The 17,100-nt window shown below is 66.2% G+C and carries 8 protein-coding genes; all 8 read right to left on the reverse strand.

Annotated elements, in window-relative coordinates:
• Positions 1-39 precede the first annotated feature (39 nt).
• Positions 40-1,503 (reverse strand): glycoside hydrolase family 125 protein, encoded by a 1,464-nt coding sequence (locus GGR61_RS07640; protein WP_184407134.1) that lies wholly within the window; start codon positions 1,501-1,503, stop codon positions 40-42.
• Positions 1,504-1,971: 468 nt separating this feature from the next.
• Positions 1,972-3,396 (reverse strand): 6-phospho-beta-glucosidase, encoded by a 1,425-nt coding sequence (locus tag GGR61_RS07645; RefSeq protein ID WP_184621017.1) that lies wholly within the window; start codon positions 3,394-3,396, stop codon positions 1,972-1,974.
• Positions 3,393-4,310, reverse strand: coding sequence for a carbohydrate kinase family protein (locus tag GGR61_RS07650; protein WP_184621154.1), 918 nt, complete (start codon positions 4,308-4,310; stop codon positions 3,393-3,395). Before GGR61_RS07650 ends, GGR61_RS07645 begins: the two co-directional genes overlap by 4 nt.
• Positions 4,307-5,674 (reverse strand): APC family permease, encoded by a 1,368-nt coding sequence (locus tag GGR61_RS07655; protein ID WP_184621018.1) that lies wholly within the window; start codon positions 5,672-5,674, stop codon positions 4,307-4,309. The genes GGR61_RS07650 and GGR61_RS07655 overlap by 4 nt, the downstream gene beginning before the upstream one ends.
• The gene (locus GGR61_RS07660) at positions 5,668-7,581 is read right to left on the reverse strand and encodes a beta-galactosidase (protein ID WP_184621019.1); all 1,914 of its coding nucleotides are present in this window, start codon (positions 7,579-7,581) and stop codon (positions 5,668-5,670) included. The genes GGR61_RS07655 and GGR61_RS07660 overlap by 7 nt, the downstream gene beginning before the upstream one ends.
• 109 nt (positions 7,582-7,690) lie before the next feature.
• On the reverse strand, positions 7,691-10,579 hold the full coding sequence (locus tag GGR61_RS07665; protein ID WP_260287279.1) for a TonB-dependent receptor: 2,889 nt from the start codon (positions 10,577-10,579) through the stop codon (positions 7,691-7,693).
• Between the two features lie 740 nt (positions 10,580-11,319).
• Positions 11,320-13,986, reverse strand: a complete 2,667-nt coding sequence (locus GGR61_RS07670; protein WP_184621021.1) for a glycoside hydrolase family 3 C-terminal domain-containing protein — start codon at positions 13,984-13,986, stop codon at positions 11,320-11,322.
• Between the two features lie 426 nt (positions 13,987-14,412).
• Positions 14,413-17,094 (reverse strand): glycoside hydrolase family 2 protein, encoded by a 2,682-nt coding sequence (locus tag GGR61_RS07675; RefSeq protein ID WP_184621022.1) that lies wholly within the window; start codon positions 17,092-17,094, stop codon positions 14,413-14,415.
• Positions 17,095-17,100: the final 6 nt, after the last annotated feature.

Raw genomic sequence — 17,100 nt, forward strand, 5'->3', positions numbered from 1 at the left:
GATCGGGAGAAGGACAGGGGTCAGGCGCGACGCACGGGATCAGGCGCTGCGCAGCAGCTGGGGTTTGCGTTGGTGCAGGTCGATGATCAGTTCGCCGAACAAGGTGTTGGCCCAGGCGAACCAGTCGCGGGTGAAGGTGCTCGGGTTGTCCTTGTCGAAGGCTTCATGCATGAAGCCGGTGCCGGCATGGGTGGTTTTCAGCCATTGCAGGCATTGGCGCAGTTGTGCATCGTCGTCGCTGACCAGCGCGTACTGGATGATCGACATCGGCCAGATCGTGCCCATGCCGCTGTGCGGGCTGCCGACGCCCTCGGCCGCGCGGCCGCGCGAGAAATACGGGTTGCGTTCGCTCCAGGCCAGCTGGCGGGTGCGCAGGAACACCGGGTCGGCACGATCGCAGCAGCCCAGGTAGGCCAGGCTGAGCAGGCCGGGCGCGTTGGCGTCGTCGATGAACAACTGGTTGCCGAAGCCGTCCACTTCGAAGGCCCAATACGCCTGCCCGTCGCTGTCGCGCAGTTGGCCGAACTGGCGTGTTGCGGTTTCCACTTCATCGGCCAGCGCGGTGCAGTCGGCGGCGAAATCGGCATCGCGATGCAATGCGGTGCTCATCGTCGCCAGTTGGCGCAACGAGGCCACTGCGAACAGATTGGCCGGCACGAACAACGGAAACACGCAGGCATCGTCGGAGGGGCGGAACATCGAGTGGATCATGCCGTTGGGCCGGGTCGGCTGGCCGTAGCCTTCCAGCACCAGGGTTTCGGTCGCCAGCGGCGAGGGGCGCTGGAACACGTAGGGGCCGCGGTTGTCCTTGCGCTGCTGCTCGCGGAAGGTCTTGACCACCACATGCATGGCCGCGCGCCAGTCGTCGTCGAACGGTGCCGCATCGCCGGTAGCGCGCCAGTATTCGTGCGCGATGCGGATCGGGTAGCACAACGAATCGATTTCCCACTTGCGCTCGCCCACGCCGGGCTTCATTTCGGTGATGTCGTTGAGCGACCACTTCAGGCGCTGGGTCTGGCCATCGGGCAGGAAAGCGTTGGCATAGGGGTCGAGCCGGATGCAGGCGGCCTGGCGTTGGATCAGCCCATGGAACATGCGCCGCAAGCCGGGATCGCGCTTGGCCAGCGGCACGTACGGGTGTACCTGTGCGGAGGAATCGCGCAGCCACATCGCATGGATGTCGCCGGTGATGACGAAGGTGTCCGGCTTGCCGTTGCGGGTGCCGGTTTCCACCGTGGTGTCGAGCGTGTTGGGGTAGCAGTTCTCGAACAGCCAGGCCAGTTCGGGGTCGGCGATGCGCGCCTTGATCTGCAGGATCTGCTGCTCGACCGCCTTGCTGACGAAGCGGCGCTGCGCCTTGGGCGGGCGCTTGCTGACGAAGCTGCCAGTGGCCGTGGAGCTGCCGGCGGCGGGCGCGGCCGCGAAGGCGGGCAGTGCGCCGGCAAGCAGGCCGGCGCCTGCGCTGGCACCGAGCAACTGGAGGATGTCGCGGCGGGTGTGCATGACCTGAAGGCTCCTTGGATTCGGCATGAGGTCTGCATCACCGGCACCGCTCCCTCAGCCGCGCGACACGCCGGCTGGTGATGAGACCTATGCATGACCAATTTCCGATGACCATACAACGTGTACGCCGAATGTGCATAGTGCGCCTGCACAATTCGGCGTCGTATGCGTGGGCTGCGGCTATGGCGGCTTCTCCAGGTCACCGCGGTTGCGCGGACAATGCCTGCTCGCCGTGCAATGCCGTTGCCATGAACAGCGGTAACGACGCCTGCAAGCGGGTGCAACGCAGACCGGCCTGCTGATGGGCACCGCGCGTGCGGCTCCGCGCTGAACACGCTGCTGGCGACGTCCTCGACGGTGCGGGGATGAGGGTGGCCGGGGGCGTCGGGCCTGCATGCCGAGCGCGGCTGCAGGTGGAGTGCGCTCCGAACAGGCGTCTCGCCAATACGCGACGCCCCGGTCCACCGATCACCCGGCTGCCTGCGCACCCCAATGCGCTGGACCTGCGCAGTGGCCATCGTCGTGCTCATGCCCGAACAATGCATCCAACAGGCGCCGCGCCGGGCTCCATTCGCCGATCGCCGGATGGATCAGCATGGCCTTGCAGGCGTCCAGGTGGCTACCGCTCAGCGCCGCCTCGATCGCGGCGTGCTCGTAGGCCTTGAACGAGCGCACCAGCCCCTGCACTGCGCTGGGCAGCGGCGCGGCCGGGATCGGCACGATGCGGTCGCGGTCGATGTCGGCGGCGATTTCCACGATGTCGTCGTCGGCCAGCTCGGCCATCGCGCCCTGGTTGCGCACATTGACCACGTGCCGGCTGGGGCGGGCACCGGTCAGGGCGCTCATCACGTCCACGGCGATGCGGTGATAGCCGGTGCTGGCACGGAACGGGTCCGGCTGCGGCGCCAGGTCCGGCGCGAACGCCGAGCCGGCCTCGGCCTCCAGCTTCATGTACGAGCCGGAGCGCTGCGCCAGGTAGGCGGCATAGGTCTGCACCGCGCCGGTGGTGTCGCCGGCCTCCAGGCGGCTGCGCAGGTCGCCGACCAGGCTGCGGTTGAGCCGCTCGATCTCGCCACCGCGGCTGGCCCCGCTGGCGCGCTGGTTATCCAGCGCGCGGCGGCGTTCGTAGAAGAAATACAGGTACTCGGTGGGGATCAAGCGCAGCGCACGCAGCATGTCGAAGTCGAACAACGGCGCCAGGTACAGCTGACGCAGGATGGCGTCGTCGGCGAGCACGCGGTCGATGACGTCCACGCCGCGCACGCGCACCGCGCGGATCCAGCCCAGGTGGTTGAGGCCGACGTATTCGCATTCCACATCGGCGGCCGGCTCGCCGAGCGCGCGCGCGATGTTGTGGAACAACTCCACCGGCGTGTCGCAGATGCCGACCACGCGTGCGCGGGTGTGTGCGCTGATGGCCTGGGTGATCAGCCCGGCCGGGTTGGTGAAGCTGACCAGCCAGGCGTCCGGGCTCAGCCGCTCGATCATGCGCGCCTGTTCGATCGCCACCGGCACCGTGCGCAAGGCCTTGGCCACGCCACCGGGGCCGGTGGTTTCCTGGCCGGAATAACCGTGGCCGATGATGGTCTGCTCGTCGGAGGCGCGCTGGGCGATGCCGCCGACGCGGATGCTGTTGAGCACGAAATGCGCGCCTTCGATCGCTGCCTCCAGCGATGGCGCGGCGTGCACCTGCAGCGCGCCTCCGGACTCGGCGACGATGGCGCGGCCCATCGCCACCATCAGCGCCAGGCGCTCCTGGTCGGGGTCGTACAGCACGATCTCGCGCGCGCCCAGCGCTTCGGCGGCTTCGTTGACGCCGTACACCACCAATGGCGTGCGTACGCCGCCGCCGCCGATCAGGGTCAGCTTGCGATTGTCGACAGAACTGCTCATGGAACGTCCTCGTGTGTGGGGGGAGAGAGTTGAAACAGACCGTCCAGCGCGCCGAGTGCGCTGCAGCACGCCGCGCCGCTGCGGCAGCCTTGCTGCGCGCAGGCATCCAGTGGCTGGCCGTGCAGGCGCGCGGCGAGAAATCCGGCATCGAAGGCATCGCCGGCGCCGGTGGTGTCGCGCACCTGCACGGTGGGCGCGGCGATCAGGCGCGCGCCGGCAGCGTCGATCACCATCGCGCCGCTGGCGCCGAGCTTGATCACCGTCTGGCGCAGGCCGAGCGCGTGCGCCCAGGCCAGGCAGGCATCGGCGCCGTCGCCGCAGCCCATCAGTGCGGCTTCCTTCTGGTTGGGCAAAAACCAGCTCACCGCGCGGCAGGTGGGGTGATTGGCCGGGTCGGTGAGCCATGCCGGGCTGAAGCCGACGTCCAGCGAGGTGGTGCAGCCGGCGCGTGCCAGCTGCGGCAACACCACACGCGCCAACTCTGCTGGCAGCGGCATTGCGAAATGCACATGCGCTGCTGCGCACAGCGTGGCGATGACGTCTTCGCGCAACAGCAGCGTGCCCAGCTCGGCATTGGCGCCGGCATAGGTGAAGAACGAACGGTCTTCCTGCAGCGACACGCTGGTGGTCACGCCGGTACCGGCTTCCGAGTCGATCAAACCCTCGGCCGAGACACCGAACTCGCCCAAACGTCGTTCGAACAACGGACGGTCCTGCGCACCGATCGCGCCGATCACGCGCACATTGCAACCCAGCCGCGCCAGCGCGCAGGCGGTGATGAGGGTGCCGCCGCCGAGTTCACGCGTGTAATGGCGCGCAAGCGCTTCTTCGCCCGGCGCCGGCCAGCGTTCGAAGCCGGCGAAGATGTGGTCCAGATAGACCTCGCCGACCACCATGAGTTGCGCCGTGTTCATTGCAGCTGGAATGGCCATGCGCGCTCCCTCCTCGCCTGGATCAGATACAACGCGCTGCCCACGCACAGCGCCAGTACGGCGGCGAGCAGGCGCCGTCCCGGGCTGGTCGCCAGCAGATACAGCCAGCCGAACACACTGATCAACAGCGGCCACGGGTACAGCGGCATTGCAAAGGCACGCCGACGGCGCTTGCGTCGCAACAGCACCACTGCCAGGCATTGCGCCAGAAACTGGAACAGGATCTGGATGATCATCAAGGTGGCGATCAGATCGTCCAGCGTCAGCAGGCAGGCCAACGCCGAGGTCGCACCGACGAACAGCAGCGACACGGTGGGAAACCCGCCGCGCGGATGCAGCCGCGCAAACACGCTGAAGAACTGCCCGGCCGCCGCGGCCGCATACGGCACCCGCGAGTAGCCCAACTGCACCACCAGCGCCGAGCCCCAACTGGCCAGCACGATCAGCGCCACCGCCACGGTGCTGCCGATGGGGCCATAGATGGCCTGCATGAAGTCGGCGATCACCGCCTTGGAGTGCGCGGCCTGTTGCCACGGCAATACGCCGAGCAAGGTGATGTTGAGGCCCAGATACAGCAGCGCCACGATCGGGATCGAGATCAGCACCGCGCGCGGGATCGTGCGGCGCGGCTTGCGGATTTCGCCGCCGAGCATGCACACGTTGTTGTAGCCGCCATAGTCGTAGACCGCGATCAACGCCACCGCACCGAAACCCAGCCAGAATCCATGCGGCGACGCGGGACGCGCGTGCAAGAATGCCGACGCGATGCCGACATCGAAGTGCAGCACGCCGCTGCCGATGATCCACACGCAGGCGCCGATCACCACCGCACTGACCAGCAGCGACAGCAACTGCACCGAGCGCACCTTGCGATACAGCAGCAGCGTGTTGAACGCGCATAGCGTCATCGCAATGGCGGTGAGTTGGGTGTGGCCCAGCGCCGGCATCAGGAACGCCAGGTATTGCACGCAGCCCACTGCGGCAGAACCCACCGACAACGGTGCGGTCAACAGCGTCTGCCACAGATACAGAAAGCCGAACAGCCGGCCCCAGCGCTCGCGGCCGTAGGCTTCGCGCAGATAGTGATACGGCCCGCCGGAGCGGGGAATCGCCGCGCCCAGTTCGGCCCACACCAGCCCATCGCACAGGCACAACAGCGCGCCGGCGACCCAGCCGACCAACACTGCCGGCCCGGCCAGCGCCGACAACGCCAGCGGAATGGTGATGAACGGGCCGATGCCGATCATGTTGAGCAGGTTGGCCGACAGCGCGCTCCAGAAACCGAGCGTGCGCGGCGGTGCCGAGGCCTGGGCGTGTTGCGCCAGCAGGGTGGGCGAGGTCAGCATGCGCAGGACGCTGCAGGTGCGACTGTCGCTGCGGCCGTTGCGCTGCGTGTCGAGCGCAGCCCGTCGGCGCAATGGATCGCGGTGGGCGCGAGCTGATGCAGATCCAGTACCAACACCGCGTTGTTGCCCGGGCGCAGCCACGCCCCAGGGCAGAACAGGCAGTGCTGCGGGCCGATGTCCCAATAGCGCCCGAGCAGACGTCCGTTGACCCACAGATAGCCTTTGCGCCACTGGCGCATGTCGAGGTAGAGATCGCCGGCTGTTTCCAGGTGCATGTCGGCCGCGAAGAACAGGCCGGGGCGCGTGGGTGGTCCTTGTAGCGGACGTAGCGTGGGTGCGTTGTCGCCATCCAGCGGCAAGCCATGCACCTGCCAATCGCGCAGCTCCTCGCCGTCCAGCTGCACCGGGCCGAGCAAGCCTTTCGCATCGCCCAGGGCGGGGCCGAAATTGATATGGCCAAAACTGTCCACCAGCACGTCCAGTGTGCGCGCGCTGGACGCAGCGCGCGGCAGCGTCAGCTGCGGGGTGCTGTTGAGGCGCGCGTGCTGCATGCGCGAGACGTGGCCGATCTCGTCGCCGTCGATGTGCACTGTCGCGTAATCGTGCACCTGCCCAAGATCCAGCTGCGTGCCGGCCGCGATACGGCGCCGGTACACCACCAATCCCAGGTTCTGCTTGAGCAGGGTCTGATTGTCGGCGGGCCGTGCGGTGTGCACCGGGCCGGCACCCAGGTTGTCCCAGAGCGTGGCGACCGGGTGTGCAGTGAACGATGCAAAGCGGGCGCGGGGCGGTGCGTCCGGGATCGCTGGCAGCGCAGTGCCGGTGTGCTGGGCGATGATCCGACGCAGCGCCATGTACGCAGGCGTGGCGCGGCCGCCTTCGTCGATCGGCGCGCTGTAGTCGTAGCTGGTCAGCGCAGGCTGGAATTGCGAACCATCGTCTTCGGCATTGGCACCGGCGCTCAGCCCGAAATTGCTGCCGCCGTGCACCACGTACAGATTGAACGAGTACCCGGCGGCCATCAGCCGCTGCAGCATCGGTGCGTAATCGCGCCGCGCGAACGCGTCCTCGCCCCAATGCGTCAGCCAACCCGGATAGCCTTCGGCCACCCAGACCGGTGCATCGCCTGCGAGCTGTGTTCCTTCGTGGAGTTCATTCAGATCGGCACCATCCAATCCCAGTGCAGCACCGGGAAGATAGGCCTTGCGTCGACGCAGATCCTTCATGCCTTCGGCCAATGAAAACGGGCCATCGATGCCGTGCGCGCGCCACAGCGCGGCCAATGCCTGCAGATAGCCCACGTCGCTGCCCTGCATGCTGTATTCGTTTTCGATCTGCAGCATCAGCACCGGCCCGCCGGCACTGGCCATCAACGGTGCGATGCGTGGCGCCACGACGCCGATGTAGCGCTGCACCGCCGCCATGTAACGGGTATCGTGTGCGTCGCGCAGGCGCATGCCCGGCTCGCGGAGCAGATACGCAGGCAAGCCGCCCAGCGTCCATTCCGCGCAGACGTACGGGCCGGGTCGCAGATACACCCACATGCCTTCCTGCTGGCAGAGCCAGATGAAGGCGACGAAGTCGCGTTCGCCGGTTTCGATATCGAACTGCCCCGGTTCGCGCTCGTACGCATTCCACATCAGATACAGCGCGATGGTGTTCAAGCCCATCGCCTTGGCCATGCGGATGCGGTGCAGCCAATCGGCACGGGCAATGCGCAGCGGATGCATCTCGCCGCTACGGATCTGCCACGCCTGCCGATCCAGCACGAACTGGCCGCGCTCGAATCCGAAGACATGTGGCCGGCCATCCGGTACCGGCGCACGGGGCGACGACAGCACCGCCGGCGCGGCCGCCAGACCGAACGGTGCGAGCAGGCCGAACGTGCACAGGTTCCTGCGTTTCATCGTCTCTCCAACCAGGGTGGAAGGAACTGCCGCGCGGCATCGCGCTGCACGGCTGTGGCCGCGCATGCGGTGCCGCCACGCACGCGCAAACGCGCAGCGCGACATGCCGTCAGAACGCGTACTTGACCGTCAACAATGCGGTGCTGCCGGCATCGACGATGTCGGAGATCGCCAGGTTCTTGCGGCCCACATGCGCCCAGTAGCTGTATTGCTTGGTCAGGTTGGAGATCGACAGATCCATGCTCACGCCGTTGTCGAAGCGGTAACCGGTGTGCAGATCCACGCGCCGGGTCGGGCGTGCCCACAGGTCGTTCCACGGCGCGCCTGCGTGCAGGAAGTCGTAGCCCAGCAGGTAGGAACTGCTGAAGTGATAGCTCAGGTTCAACGAGAACCCGCTGTGTTCGTAGAACAGTTCCAGATTGGCCATCGCCGATGGCGCAGACTGCATGTGCTCGTTCTCGAAGCCATCCAGGCCCAGGTCCGCACGCGCATGCTGGCGGGTGGCGTTGGCACTGATGCCCAGGCCGTCGAACGGGGCGGGCAGGTCCTGGAATTTCTGCCGTGCGCTGATTTCCACGCCGTAGATTTTGCCGTCGCCGCCATTGGTGGGCATGTGGTACAGCACCGTGCCGCTGCCGCTGGTGTTGCCATTGGCCTGGGCCGAGCCGGCATCGTAGATGTAGTTGCGTAGCTGCTTGTAGAAGCCGGCCAGCGAGAAGAACCCGCCGCGCTCGGTGGACCATTCGCCGGACAGATCCAGGTTGGTGGATTCGATCGGCTTCAGATCGGGATTTCCCTGGGTGATGGTGGTGACGCCGTTGGAGATATCGATCTGGCTGCCGCCGCCCAGTTGCACGAAGGCCGGCCGCGTGTAGCTGGTCCATACCGATGCGCGATAGGCGGTGCGCAGATCCGGCCGCCAGGTCAGGAACACGCTGGGCAGCGGTTCATTGTAGGAGGTGTGGTTGTGGTCGAAGTAGCCGACGATTGCGTTGCCATCGGCATCCACCGGGCTCACCCAGAAGGTGTTGTTGATGGCGGTGTGCTCGAAGCGCACGCCCGGCACGATATCCAGGTTGCCCATGGTGAAGGTGGCGCTGGCATAGGCCGCGCTGACCGCCTCGGTGCCGCGCATGGTGTTGCAGTTGTAGTTGTTGACGTAGAACGCGCTGCCGCAGGTGTCCAGGTCATCGTCGGTGACGTGCTGGGCGATCACACCGGCCACCGCAGCTTCGCTCACCCGGGGCGTATTCCAGTCGTATTTGCCCGGGAAGATCGACGCATAGGTGCCGGTGAAGATCCCCAGGTCGCCCAGCGTGGTGGTGCCGTCCACACCGCCGGTATACCAGTCGCGATTGGTGTAGCGGCGGCTGCTCTTGCTGTACTTCACCCCCAACTGCAGCGAGCGCAGCGCGCCATCTTCGAAGTCGTAGCGCGTGTCCAGGCGCGCGCCACCTTTCTTCTGGCCGGAGTAGATCTTGGTCTGTTCGCCATAGCTGCTGGCATACAACGAGGGGATGTTGTTGACCTGCGCCTGCAGTGCAGGTGTGAGCCGAGGGTACGGGAACGCGCCGCCGCCATAGCCCACCAGGGTGTTGCCGGAGTAGGCGTAGTTGTCCTGGGTGAACTTGTCTTCGCGTCCGTCGATTTCCACATGGTCGGGGCGGTCGTTATTGCCGAAGCTGTAGAACGCGTTGGGCATGAACGTCCAGCCGCCTACGGTCTTTTTCGCACCGACCTGGAAGGTTGCCAGGTCGGCGATTTCCGGATTGGTCTCGTACCAGAAGCGTGAAGCGATGCGGCCGATATTGGGTGTAAACACGCCCGGCGTGCCGGTGGGTACGTAGCTCACATCCTGCGGCAGCAACTGCACGAAGGTGGTGCCCTGGTCGGTCTTGGCATAGGCGTAGGTCATGCGCGCATACAGCGACAGGCTGTCGTCCACATGCCAGTCGAACGAGGCATTGCCGCCGTAGCGACGCTCCCAGCCGGCAGCGATGCCCACGTTCATGCCGGTGCTGGTGAGGTTGTGCTGCGGGTCGAAACCGGCAGCGTTGCCGCCGTCGGCGTCGGTGTTCAGGTATTCCCACGACCCATCGTTGAGCGCGCTGGTGGCGGCGGCCACCTCGCTGTTGGTGGTGGTGCGGTAATCGTAGTACGCGCTGGCATAGATGCCGAACTGCTGCGCCTCACCGAACTTGTGCTGGAACTCGCCGCCGAAGCCGCCGCCCAGGCCATCGCCGCCGTAATCGCGTGCGCGGCTCTCCACCCGGCCGCTGCCGGTGATGCTGCCGCTGGTGGTGTCCTTGAAGTCGTAGGCGGTGGGCGTGCGGAAATCCAGCGTGCCGCCGATCGCATCGCCGTCCATGTCGGCGGTGGAGGTCTTGTTGGCGACGATGGTCTGCAGTCCGGTCGGCGGCAATAAACTCAGTTGCACGCTGCGGCTATACGGCATGCCTTGCGCCACGGTGACTCCGTCGATCATGTTGACGTTGTATTCGGACGGCAGCCCGCGCACCGAGGCGAACATGCCTTCGCCGCGCGCGGCGCCATCGATGCCGCCGAAATAGCCCGAGCCGGTGCTGGTGATGTTGATGCCGGCAATCAGGCCCAGCGCTTCGGCCACGTTGTGCACGGCGGTGCGTTGCAGATCGTTGGCCGACAGCACATCCACGGTGTTGGCGGCATTGATCTTCAGGTCGCTGGCGTCGTAGCGATTGCTCACCACGCTGATCGCCTTCAGTTGCTTGACCTCCTCCAGCGCGATGGCCACCGATGCAGTGCCGCTGTCGCCGACCTGGACGCTGGTTTCTGCCGCGCTGAAGCCCGGGTAGTCCAGATTCAGCGCGTATTGCCCGGCAGGTACGTCGTGGATGACGAAGTGCCCGCGCGCATCGGCCACCGCGCTGTAGGACGTGCCGGCGATGCGTACCTTTGCATTCGCTGCAGGTTTGCCGCTGCTGCTCTCTTTGAGCTCGCCCTCCACCGTGCCGGCCATTGCGGCTGCCGCCGAGGCCATGCCGGTGACGGTCAGGATTGCCACGATCAATTGCTTGCCGTTCGAACGCTCACGCTTTTCCACGTGCCACCTCGCCAGATGCTGGGCAACGTTGCCGATGGCAACGTCCTGCCGATGCCTTGCTCATGGGCAGACGGTCTGCGGGTGATGCACGCGCACGGCATCGCACGGCACGCGATCAATGCGTGGGCGACTTGCCGAACGGGAGTGACGCCGCTGCGTCTGCCTGCTGGGACCGCGATGCAGGCGTCAGCGGCGGGGCGGGGAATACCCGGCGATGCACTTGGAGCGCGATCGCATCGCGCTCAATTTGTAGTGCTTGGTCATAACGGCTGCGCCAGCGTGACAGCAGCGGCGCGCATCGCGCGGGTGCGATGCAATGCGAGAGCGGCAACACATGGGCGCTGGTCGATACGACGATGCTGCATACAACCATCTCCCAATGCCGGTGCTGCGTGGAAACGCGATTGCCGTCTTCGGAGCGCACGGGCTGACGGCGTGCGCTTTCGAGTGCGCGTAGTGATAGGCCTCACGGTTGCGTCTGTCAAGCAGGTGTGACGCGTGTGCTCAGATCGACGCATTGCCTGTCGATAGATCACCAATTCGACGCCACATCAGCGCGGCAGCTGCGTTATGCGTTGCGGCGCAACATGCTGCATGACGCAACAGGCGCCGGCCATGACGGGCGACGCCTGTTGGGTGTCATGCGGCGGTACCGATCACTTTGGCAGCGGCGAGCGGCCCTGAATCGAAAACGCCGCAGCCTCACCGGCGGCGCCGATTCCCGGCTGACCACCGCCCACGAACAGCGTGTAGTCGCCTGCTTCCACTGCACGCTGTCCCGCACGATCCACATCGCTCAAGGCGCGCGCATCCAGCGCGAAGGTGAGTGTGCGCTGCTCGCCCGGTTTCAGGTGCACGCGCTGGAAGCCGATCAGGCTGCGCAACGGCGACTGCGGGCGATCCGGGTACTGCAGATACACCTGCGCCACTTCATCGCCGGCACGCGTGCCGGTGTTGCGCACCGTGGTGGTTACCTGCAACGCGTTGCCCGCCTGCAACGTGGTGGTGGACAGCTGCGGCGCGGTGTAGGCGAAGCTGGTGTAGCTCAAGCCGTAGCCGAACGGAAACAGTGGCTCGCCCTTGAAGTAGCGGTAGGTGCGACCCTTCATGTCGTAGCTGACGTAGGGCGGCAGGTCCTTGGTGGAGCGATAGAACGTCACCGGCAGGCGCCCGCCGGGATTGTCGTCACCGGCCAGCATGCGTGCGATGGCGGTGCCGCCGGACTGGCCGGGGTACCACGCCGCCACGATCGCATCGGCATGCGTCTTGGCCCAGTTCAAGGCCACCGCGCTGCCACTCATCAGCACCACCACCAGCGGCTTGCCGGAGGCCTTGGCGCGTTCGAGCAGCGCTTGCTGCGGGGCGGGCAGGGCGATGTCGTTGCGGTCGCCGCCGTCGAAGCCGGGTACGTCGATACGCAATTCCTCGCCTTCCACGTCCGGCGACAGGCCGACGAAGGCCACCACTGCATCGGCCTGCGCCACGGCCTGCTCGGCTTCGGCCAGTTGCGCCGCGGCCGGCGCCAGCCACTCCAGGCGCACGCCCTGATCCTGGCCGCGGTGTTCCATCTCCAGGCGGATCTTGCGCGGGCGGGTGTCGTCGAAGTGCAGCACGGTTTCGACGCTGCGGCCATCGGCGTTGTGCATGCCGGCCGGCACGTGCTTGTCTTCGGCATTGCCGGCGACCACCAGCTTGTCGTCGATGTACAGCCGCACCGGATCGTGGCCGGTGCAATCGAAGCAGCGCGCCACCCGCACCGCCAGCGTGTAGTCGCCAGCGCTCGGCGGCAGCAACTCGCCGCTCCAGCGCACCGCATAGCGATCGGCCGGTACGCCCTTGGCCGGGCTGACCTGGTCCCAGTTGAAACTCACCACGCGATCCTGCCGTACTACGCGCGGCGAACCGTCCATGTCGACATTGTCGAAGTATTCGCCACGCAGTCCCGGCCCGCCATCGCTGCGCAGCGCGGTTTCTGGAATCATGCCCGGCACGCCCGCGGCCAGCGGCGCACCTTGCGCATAGCTGACCTGCTGTGCGCCGAAGCGCTGACGCAGGCCAAGCAGCGGCGTCACCGGCGCGGACGAGGTGCCTTGATAGTTGGCCTCCAGCGCCGCCAACGCATCGGCATTGGGGCCGATCACCGCCAGCCGCGTGCCGGCTTTCAGCGGCAAGGTGTTGGCCTGGTTCTTGAGCAACACGATCGACTCTGCCGCCGCCTGCAACGCCAGCGCCCGATTGGCACGGTTGTCGATGTCCTTGGCGCCGAGGCGGGCATATGGGTCCTTGCGCGGCGCTTGCAGTTCGCCCAGGCGATAGCGTGCGGCGAACAGGCGCACCAGTGATTGGTCGAGCAAGGCTTCGTCCACTTCGCCGCGTTCGATCGCCGTGCCGAGGTCGCGATAGGCATGCCCGCAATTGAGATCGTGGCCAGCCTTGAGCGCGGCGGCCGATGAGCCGGCATTGTCGGGACGGAAGTAATGGAACTGGGTCATGTCGTCCACCGCATCGCAGTCGGAGACCACAAATCCCTTGAACCCCCAGTCGCCACGCACGCGGCCGTTGAGCAACCAGTCGGCCGCGCAGGCCGGTGTGCCATGCAGGGAGTTGTACGCGCACATCACCGAGCCGGCCTGACCTTCCACGAGCGCGGCACGGAAGGCGGGCGTGTAGGTCGCTTCCACATCGCGCGGCGACACGTCCACATCGAAGCCGTGACGGCCGGGCTCCGGGCCGCTGTGCACGGCGATGTGCTTGGGCGTGGCGATGGTGCGCGGGTGATCCAGATCATCGCCTTGCAGCCCACGAATGAAGCCCACTGCCAGTTGCCCGGTGAGGAACGGATCCTCGCCGTAGGTCTCCATGCCACGGCCCCAGCGCGGGTCGCGGAAGATGTTGATGTTGGGCGACCAGATGGTCAGCCCTGCGTAACGCGGATGGTCCTTGCCCGGGCCGCCGGCCTGATTGAACTTGGCACGCGCCTCGGTGGAGACCGCCGTGCCCACCTGGTGCATCAACTCGGTATTCCAGCTGGCAGCCAGGCCGATCGACTGCGGAAATACCGTGGCGTAGCCATTGCGTGCGATGCCGTGCAGGCCTTCGCTCCACCATTCGTAGGCCGGGATGCCCAGGCGGGGAATCGCCGGAGCATCGTTCATCGCCTGCGCGACTTTTTCCTCGCGGGTCATTTGCGCGACCAGGGCGGCAGCGCGTTGTTCCGGAGCGCTGGCGGTTCGGTCGGAGGTTGTCGCGGACAGCGCCACACACGGCACTGCAAGGCTCAAGCCCAGCGCAATGGCCAGGCGCGATACAAACACGGGTGACATCGATTCACTCCTGCGCAGCGGCCGTGCCGCCATGCGTTGTCTTGACTCTGCTGCGGATTGGGCGGCTCGAGGGGGGCAGAGAGGGATGGGTGGGAATGGTGTTTTGGTGCGTGGTGGGGCGGTGCTGCGTTGCCCTCATCCGCCCCTTCGGGGCACCTTCTCCCGCGCGCGGGAGAAGGGCGAGCTCAGCGGTTGGTTGCCGACGGGACAAGGAGCTCAGGTGTGGCGGCTGGCTGGATCAGGAGAGGCGGCTAGCTGGATGAGGAGAACTCAAAGGTATGCGGCTGCTGGTGGGAAAGGGGAACTCAACGTGTGCGGGCTCTGGCGGAAGCGCACCGCCAGCTCTACCCGGTCGTCCTGCGACAGCCGGCCGTTCCTTCTCCCGCATTGCGGGAGAAGGTGCCCGCAGGGCGGATGAGGGCGGTCTCATTTCGCCTCTACCGGCTCCGCCGGCGCACCGGCCAGCGTGCTGGCCAGATCGCGTACCTGCAACGTGGACTGCAACTGCGTCAGCGCAGCCTTGCTGCTCACGTGCACCGTCAACGGCTCGCCCGGCAACAAGTCGAACGCGTTGTCGGACAAGGTGGCATCCACATCGCCGAACGACAGCCAGACCTCGCGCGCCAGCGTGTTGCTGGTCAAGGTCAGCGCATAGCCGTCGCCATCGGCGCGCCACTGGCTGTCGATCTTCGCGCTTGGCAATGCCAGCTGCTTGGCCGGTGCGAAGAACACCACCTCGCGCGACAGCAGCGTGTCGCCGTCCAGCAACTCGAACACCGCATAGGTGCGCTTCGGATCGGCGCTGCCCAGCAATTGCTTGTCGCTGAAGTTGCCCACCTGCAGGCTGCTGAGCGGCTTGAGCGTTGCTTTTTCTTCGCGCTTGCTCAGCACCTTGCCATCCATGCCCATCACCCGCACGCGCCAGCGTGCAGCCAGCGGTGTCGTGCGATCCGAGACCAACGACACCTCCGTCTGGCCCTTGTCGTTACGCAGTGGGGCGATCAATTCCGGCGCGTAGAAACGGCGTGCATGATAGTGCAGCGCCTTCCAGCGGCCGTAGTAGTCCACGCTCGACCACGACGCACCCGGCCACACATCGTTGAGCTGCCAGTACAGCGAGCCCATCGATTGCGGGCGCGAGGCGCGCAGATGCGAGGCGGCCAGGTTGATGCCCTCGGCCTGCATCAGCTGGCTCAGGTAGACGAAGCTCTCGAAATCCTTGGGCTCGCCGAATTCGCGACGGATGTAGAGCATCAGCCGCTTGTTGCCATTGCCCTTGTCGAACTTCTGGTGCGCGCGCATCACCGGCGATTCCGGGTCCATGTCGCCGGGTTCGGCGAACGCGCGCACGGTGCGCATGTCCGGGAACGACTGCAGGCCGTATTCGGACATGAAACGCGGAGTGACGTTGAGGTATTCGGTCACCGGCAGGGCAGGGCCGCCCCATACCTTCCAGTAATGCATGTCGCCATCGGTGGCCTGGTCGGCGGCGCCATCGAAGTTGGTGCCCGGCGAGGTGGACCAGTACGGCACGTCGCTGTCGTAGGTGGCGACCACTTCGCCGAAGACGGTGCCGAACAAGGTGGTCATGCCGCGTTCGATCCGGGCACGTTCTTCCGGGTCCACCGACTGCTTGAACTTGACCCGGTCGCCCCAGTTTTCCCAGCCGGTCTGCACTTCGTTGTTACCGCACCACAGCACGATGCTGGGGTGGTCGCGCAGCCGCTTGACCTGCTCGATCGCCTCCTGCCGGGTGTTCTCGCGGAACTCCACGTCGTACGGCGGCACCGCGCCGCCGAACATGAAGTCCTGCCAGACCATGATGCCCAGCTCGTCGGCCACGTCGTAGAAATAGTCGTCCTGATAATGCCCGCCGCCCCACATGCGCAGCATGTTCATGTTGGCATCGCGTGCATCCTGCAAGGTGCTGCGCATGCGTTCGTGGCTTACGCGGGCCGGGAACGCATCCAGCGGAATGAGGTTTGCGCCCTTGGCGAAAATCGGGATGCCATTGATCACGATTTCCATGCCTTTACCGAACTTATCTTTTTCGCGGCGCAGCTCCACCGAGCGTAGCCCCGTGACGCGCTTGATCTGCTGGCTGTCGCCATCGGCATCGCGCACGCTGGCCACGAAGGTGTAGCGGTCCTGCGCGCCGTAGCCGGCCGGGAACCAGCGCTTGGGCTTGGCGATGCGTACCGGCAGATCGATGCGGTTCTGGCCGGGATCGACCACCGCCTGCTGGGTGAACTGGCCGACGCTCTGCCCGTCCGGCCCAAGCACATCCAGCGTCACCTGCACCGGGCCGCTGCGGCCGGCCTGCAGCTCCAGCTGCGCCTGCAACTGCGCGCTATCGGCATCCACACGTTGCTGGGCGATATGCAGCCCGTCCACGCGCACCGCATCCCAGGCCTCCATGCGCACCTCCTTCCAGATGCCGGCATTGACCATGCGCGGACCCCAGTCCCAACCGAAGTTGTACGGCGCCTTGCGCACATAGGTGGAGCTATGCCGCGCCTCGGGCTCGTCGCCGAAGGCCGAATCGTAGGCGCCCGGCAGTGCATACGGCTGCTTGGCCAGCCACGGCTGGATCTTCTTGATCGGCGAAAACAGTTTCACTTCAAGCACGTTGTCGCCACGCTTGAGCAGAGATTTCGCATCCACGCGCCACTGCCGGAACATGTTGTCGGCGCTGAGCAACTGCTTGCCGTTGAGGGTGACCTCGGCAAACGTATCCAGACCATCGAAGACCAGTTCGACATGCGCGCGCTTGAGCGTGGCCGCGTCCACGTTGAAGTGGGTCTGGTATTGCCAGTCGCTCAGGCCCGCCCACTGGATCTTGCCTTCGTTATCGCGATAGAACGGGTCTGGCACGATCTTGGCGGCGATCAGATCGGTCTGCACCGCGCCCGGCACCTGCGCGGGCAACCAGGCGGCCGCTTTGGGATATGTCCTGGCCTGTTCCTGGCCCGGCACCAGCCGCACCTGCCAGCCGCTGTCCAGGGACGTTGCCGTGGGCGGCGCGGCCCAGGCCTGCGAGATCGCAAAGGCCAGGGCAAGCCCGAGGCAGGCGGGGGCGGGAACGCAACGATGACGGGACAGGGGCATGGATGA

Origin of the sequence: Xanthomonas sp. 3058, assembly GCF_014199765.1 — a bacterium.
Lineage (GTDB): Bacteria > Pseudomonadota > Gammaproteobacteria > Xanthomonadales > Xanthomonadaceae > Xanthomonas > Xanthomonas campestris_B.

Bases quoted from the DNA above. Each gene is read 5' to 3' on its own strand.
- GGR61_RS07670 (WP_184621021.1), bottom strand. From the start codon at position 13,986: ATGTCACCCGTGTTTGTATCGCGCCTGGCCATTGCGCTGGGCTTGAGC.
- GGR61_RS07640 (WP_184407134.1), bottom strand. From the start codon at position 1,503: ATGCACACCCGCCGCGACATCCTCCAGTTGCTCGGTGCCAGCGCAGGC.
- GGR61_RS07645 (WP_184621017.1), bottom strand. From the start codon at position 3,396: ATGAGCAGTTCTGTCGACAATCGCAAGCTGACCCTGATCGGCGGCGGC.
- GGR61_RS07665 (WP_260287279.1), bottom strand. From the start codon at position 10,579: ATGGCCGGCACGGTGGAGGGCGAGCTCAAAGAGAGCAGCAGCGGCAAA.
- GGR61_RS07660 (WP_184621019.1), bottom strand. From the start codon at position 7,581: ATGAAACGCAGGAACCTGTGCACGTTCGGCCTGCTCGCACCGTTCGGT.
- GGR61_RS07650 (WP_184621154.1), bottom strand. From the start codon at position 4,310: ATGAACACGGCGCAACTCATGGTGGTCGGCGAGGTCTATCTGGACCAC.
- GGR61_RS07675 (WP_184621022.1), bottom strand. From the start codon at position 17,094: ATGCCCCTGTCCCGTCATCGTTGCGTTCCCGCCCCCGCCTGCCTCGGG.
- GGR61_RS07655 (WP_184621018.1), bottom strand. From the start codon at position 5,674: ATGCTGACCTCGCCCACCCTGCTGGCGCAACACGCCCAGGCCTCGGCA.